Source organism: Vibrio sp. TH_r3 (assembly GCF_033101115.1).
Lineage (GTDB): Bacteria > Pseudomonadota > Gammaproteobacteria > Enterobacterales > Vibrionaceae > Vibrio.
Genome location: NZ_JAWMPW010000071.1, coordinates 1 through 809 on the forward strand (window position 1 = coordinate 1; position 809 = coordinate 809).

Annotated in this window: 1 pseudogene; it reads left to right on the plus strand. The window is 40.2% G+C overall.

The annotated features are described in order from the left end of the window. A pseudogene (locus R3X26_RS18790) lies at positions 1-809 on the plus strand (DUF5107 domain-containing protein); the annotation flags it as partial.

Below are 809 nucleotides of genomic sequence, written 5' to 3' on the forward strand. Positions count from 1 at the left end.
GATAATCAACCAGATTTTACATGGATCGATTCTAATGAAGAAAAAACGTTCGTCCAAAATTTCTTACCATATAGTGATTTAGGTATAGTCCATCAGGCAAATACTGACGTTGCCGTTAATCTTACAAAACATAACGGCCAGGCACGCATCGGTGTTTATGCCATTTCAGCTATTGAGCATGCGGTAGTCACTGTAAAGACAGGAACACGAGTGATCTTCAGTAGTGTGTTTTCACTTTCTCCATGTCAGTGTGAGTTTTACAACTTCTTGTTTGATACTGATGATTTGTTGGTACTTGAAGTTGTGACTCAACAAGGGGGTAAAACCTTGACCTACGTGGAGCAAAAAGACAGTGAAGAGCCAACACCGGATCCTGCGACGGCTCCTAAAATGCCCGAATATGTGGAGTCTATTGATGATCTTTATTTTATAGGTCAGCATCTAGAGCAATATCATCATGCTACACGCGATTCGGTAGATTATTATTTAGAAGCATTAAGGCGAGATGAGTTTGATTATAGATGTAATGTAGCGATGGCTAATCGTGAGTTTGAACGATGTGATTATGAGCGTACTTTGCATTACGCGAATAACGCGTTAAGTCGAGCAAATAAATACAACAAAAACCCTTTATGTGGTCGTGCAAGCTTGATGCGAGGTCATGCCAACGAAAAACTAGGTTTGTTAGAAGAGGCTTACGCTGATTTTTATAAATCAACATGGAGTGGTAACTGTAATGATGCTGGTTTTTTAGCGGCGAGTAGGATTTCGTTTAAACAAGGTCGCTATCTTGATGCGTTGGAGGAAGT